The 3,776-nt window shown below is 61.4% G+C and carries 2 protein-coding genes and 1 pseudogene; 1 reads left to right on the top strand and 2 read right to left on the bottom strand.

Annotated elements, in window-relative coordinates; translation table 11 throughout:
* Positions 1 to 98: 98 nt before the first annotated feature.
* Positions 99 to 788: pseudogene (locus VMJ11_RS07340) on the top strand (biotin/lipoyl-containing protein); the annotation flags it as partial.
* Positions 789 to 828: 40 nt separating this feature from the next.
* Here the strand turns inward: VMJ11_RS07340 and VMJ11_RS07335 are convergent.
* Both VMJ11_RS07335 and VMJ11_RS07330 read right to left on the bottom strand, forming a co-directional pair.
* Entirely contained in the window at positions 829 to 2,550 is a 1,722-nt protein-coding gene (locus tag VMJ11_RS07335; RefSeq protein WP_325618420.1) for a SulP family inorganic anion transporter, read from the bottom strand.
* 103 nt (positions 2,551 to 2,653) lie between these two features.
* On the bottom strand, positions 2,654 to 3,448 hold the full coding sequence (locus tag VMJ11_RS07330) for an NAD(P)-binding protein (protein ID WP_325618418.1): 795 nt from the start codon (positions 3,446 to 3,448) through the stop codon (positions 2,654 to 2,656).
* Between the last annotated feature and the right edge of the window lie 328 nt (positions 3,449 to 3,776).

The following is a 3,776-nucleotide window of genomic DNA, read 5'->3' as shown; positions in this document are numbered from 1 at the left end:
CATGTTGATGAATTCGAGCGACATTGAATACGATGTTTAGCTTCTAATCACGGTGAGTCATCTCACGCGATGACAATTTGGAGATTCCAGCGGTGAATGTTAGTGAAATTACAGTGCCGGACATCGGTGACTACAAGGACGTGCCCGTCATCGAGATTGGCGTGAAGGTTGGCGACCGAGTCGAGAAGGAGCAGTCGCTCGTCACGCTCGAATCGGACAAGGCGACGATGGACGTCCCGAGCCCCGTGGCCGGCGTCGTCAAGGCAATCCTGGTGAAGGTTGGCGATAACGTCTCGGAAGGCACAGAGATCGTCGTCGTCGAAGCAGAAGGCGCCTCGGCGCCTGCCGCGGCAAGTGCGCCCAAGGCGCCCGTCGAGCAGCCGTCCGACTCGCCGCAAGCCGCTCCGGCCACGCCCGAACCCGTGCCCGCCGTGCCTTCGGCACTCGCGCAGGCGCAGAGCACTCCGGCAGGCGAGGGCGGCGCGAGCCGGCTGAGCCATGCCTCGCCGTCCGTGCGCGGGTTCGCGCGCGAACTCGGCGTGGACGTGGGTCGCGTCACGGGCACGGGCCCGAAGGGCCGCATCACGCAGGACGACGTCACTGCGTTCGTAAAGGGCGTGATGACGGGCCAGCTGGCAGCGCCGGCGGCCGCAGCCGCACCGGCCGGCGGCGCTGGCGGCGAGCTGAACCTGCTGCCCTGGCCGAAGATCGACTTCACGAAGTTCGGCCCCATCGATCCGAAGCCGCTTTCGCGCATCAAGAAGATCTCGGGCGCGAACCTTGGTCGGTTCACGGATTCACGAATGCGTCGGCAGGCACTTCGCGAACTCAGTGCAGCGCTCCACGCTCGGCTTTAGTTGGTTGCTGCGCCTCCCATGCCGCGACCGCCCGCTCGAGATTGAAGAACATCCGGTCGCGCCCAAGCGTTTTGCCGAGCGGTGAATGCTGCACCATCGTCAGTACGCCCGGGTTGAGACCCACGAGCCAAAGCGTTATGCCCTGCGTGCGCAGCTTCAGTTCCGCTTCCGTCAGCATTTTGAGCGCCGTGTACTCGAGGTCGGTTACGGCGCGCAGATGGAGCACGACAATCTTTGGATGATTCTGCTCGATCAGCGTGCGTATCTTTTGGCCGACGCGCTCTGCATTGGCGAAAAAAATGGTGCCTTCTGGCCTTAATAACAGAAGGTCGGGAAAAGCCTCGTCGTCGGGGTGCTCCCCAGACGCAGGGCGAAACACGTTTGTGCCAGGTTTGCGGTGCAGTACATGTACCGGTGGATCGGACGTCTGGTGAGCAAGCGCCAGGAGCGAGACGACAATGGCGACGAGGATGCCCTGCAAGGTGCCAAAGAGCACGACGCCGGTGAGCGCAACCAGCGCCCACACCAACTCAGTGCGTCGAACAGCGGCGATCGCACGGAATTCCGCGGGCTTGATCAGGCCGATGGAATAAACGATAACAACTGCTGCCAGCGTAGCGTGCGGCATCAGTCCGATGAAGGGTGCGAGAAGTAGCATCGTGCCCAGCGTGACGGCAGCCGTGATCAGTTCAGCGAGCTGGCTGCGCGCGCCCGCGAGACGGTTGACGGCCGTCTGCGTGGTTCCGCCGCCTGCGGGCATGGAGCCGAGCAGCGCGCCACCCACGTTGGCAAGACCAATGGCCAGCAGTTCCCGATTCGGCTGTGGCGCGGGTTCCCCGCTCGCAGCGAACGCTCGCCCAGAAGCGATCGTTTCAGTAAAGCTCATCAGTGCAATGCAGGCGGCAACTGGCCCAAGCGACGCAACAAGGGATAGGTCCGGCATGGTGACGGGCGAGAAGCCCGTCGGCACATTGCCGACAATGTCGACCCCATATGACCGGAGTCCGAAGATGCTCACGCCACCGATCCCGCAAGCCACCGCGATCAGCGGTGCGGGCGCCCGTGGGAAAAAATGTTCGATTGCCAGCAGAATGCCCACCGTGATTGCCCCCACAGCGACTGTCGCTGCAGACACGTGAGGAATACCCGTGACGATGGCCAGCACGTTGTGGAAAAACGATCCCTTTGGGAAGTGAATGCCGAGAAGCTTCGGCAACTGATCCAGCACGATGATGACCGCAACACCTGCCTTGAATCCGGTGAGCACAGGATCAGAAATGAAGTTGGCGACGAATCCCAGGCGCAGGAGCGCGGCGAGCGTAAGTATGCTCCCGACGAGCAAGGTCAACGTAGCAGAGGCTCTCAGCAGTTCCGCCGTACCCGCTTCCGGGGCCAACCGGGCGAGGGGGGCTGCGGCGAGGATAGCGATCGTTGCGCTGGTGCTTACGCTGAGCGGCCGCGACGACCCCAGTAACGCGTAGATCACCATCGGAAGGAAGGCCGTGTACAGCCCGACCTGCACGGGTAGCCCCGCGACAGTCGCGTAAGCCATCGCCTTCGGAAGAACGACCGCAGCAGCGGTCGCACCGGCGATGATATCCGGCTTGATCCATTCCTTCTGATAGTCGCGGACCCACTCCAGCACCGAAAAGCGTAAGCCCCCAGCGGGATGTGTTGATGAATCGTGTTCCATGAGCGACTCCCGAAGCCACGAAGCCAGCCCGTGGAGCAAACGCGCAACCGCGCCGACGCGGGCGGCAGACTTCCAGCAGATTGCACTTGTCGAGCGCCCCGATTTATGACTGTTGCACATGCCGTGCATTGCTGTTCCGAACCATGGCGGACGCAACAATGTCGTTCTGGTCGATAACAGTCGATGCGCCCGCCTTCTGAAGTAACAGTCTGCGCAGCTCGTTCTCACCTGACACCACGATTTTGAGCGCGGGATTGAGCGTGTGTGCCACCAGCGTGATCTCCAGATTACTGTTCGGATCGGAGCCTGTCACGAACAGCGCACTGGCAGTGCCCAGCCGGGCACGCTCAAGTACGTCGTCGAAGGAACTCTGATCGCCCAGGATGACCATGTATCCCAGTCCGGATGCTTTTTCGGCCCGCTTTACGTCGCTATCCAGCACGAGCACGGTCGCTCCCGCACCTAGCAGACGGGCGGCGACCAACTGGCCGACCGGACCAAACGGGCAGACAACGATATGGTTGTTTAGCGTTTCGAGTTTGTGGTCCATAGCCCTGTTCTCCCAGAAGACCATCACGTCGTCGCCCGACAGCATTCCCGTCAGTTGGCGCAACGCGTAGCCGGCAACGATCACCGTCGCAAGCATGGCGACCAGCATGAATATCTTTTGGCCAGTATTGAAATCCGAGAAGTCGCCCAGGGTCGTGACGAGGTTCACCGCATCCCAGAAGGCCGTGAACATCTTCATGGTCAACGGCGCATCTGAACGGTCGAGCAGCATCAGCCCGACCGACGATCCTAGCACCACCAGAACCAACAGCCCAACCGCCAGGCGCGCGCGGCGGTGCCATTCCTTGATACGTAGCCCGCCGAGCCGCGGTTCTTCGATCCGGTACATCCGATTGCTCCTCCAATCCGCTGTTTGAATTGCAGTCCGAAGCATTCGCGGGAAGCAGGCCCGCACGACATGCTTTCCATCCGTACCGAGTTACCGATTACATCATGTCATGCGGGCACGGTCCTCGTGTCGATGCGTTGCAGGAATACGCGGGAGCATTCGGGTATGCGTCGTCAGCGCCCTTAACGTGCATTACGCAATCCCCCTTCACTTCGAGACGCGATGCGGCATTGCTCAATATTTTTCGGGCACGTACCTGAAAGGATGGTTCGATTCGCGATACCCCTCGGCCTTTTGTCGGTGGGGCAACGACACCCTCTCCCTCGGT

It is taken from the genome of Paraburkholderia sp., from assembly GCF_035501035.1.
Classification (GTDB): Bacteria; Pseudomonadota; Gammaproteobacteria; order Burkholderiales; family Burkholderiaceae; genus Paraburkholderia.
This window is presented reverse-complemented; position numbering and strand designations above follow the sequence as displayed.

Excerpts from the sequence above, each read along its gene's own strand:
- VMJ11_RS07330 (WP_325618418.1), bottom strand. The coding sequence starts at position 3,448 with ATGTACCGGATCGAAGAACCGCGGCTCGGCGGGCTACGTATCAAGGAA.
- VMJ11_RS07335 (WP_325618420.1), bottom strand. The coding sequence starts at position 2,550 with ATGGAACACGATTCATCAACACATCCCGCTGGGGGCTTACGCTTTTCG.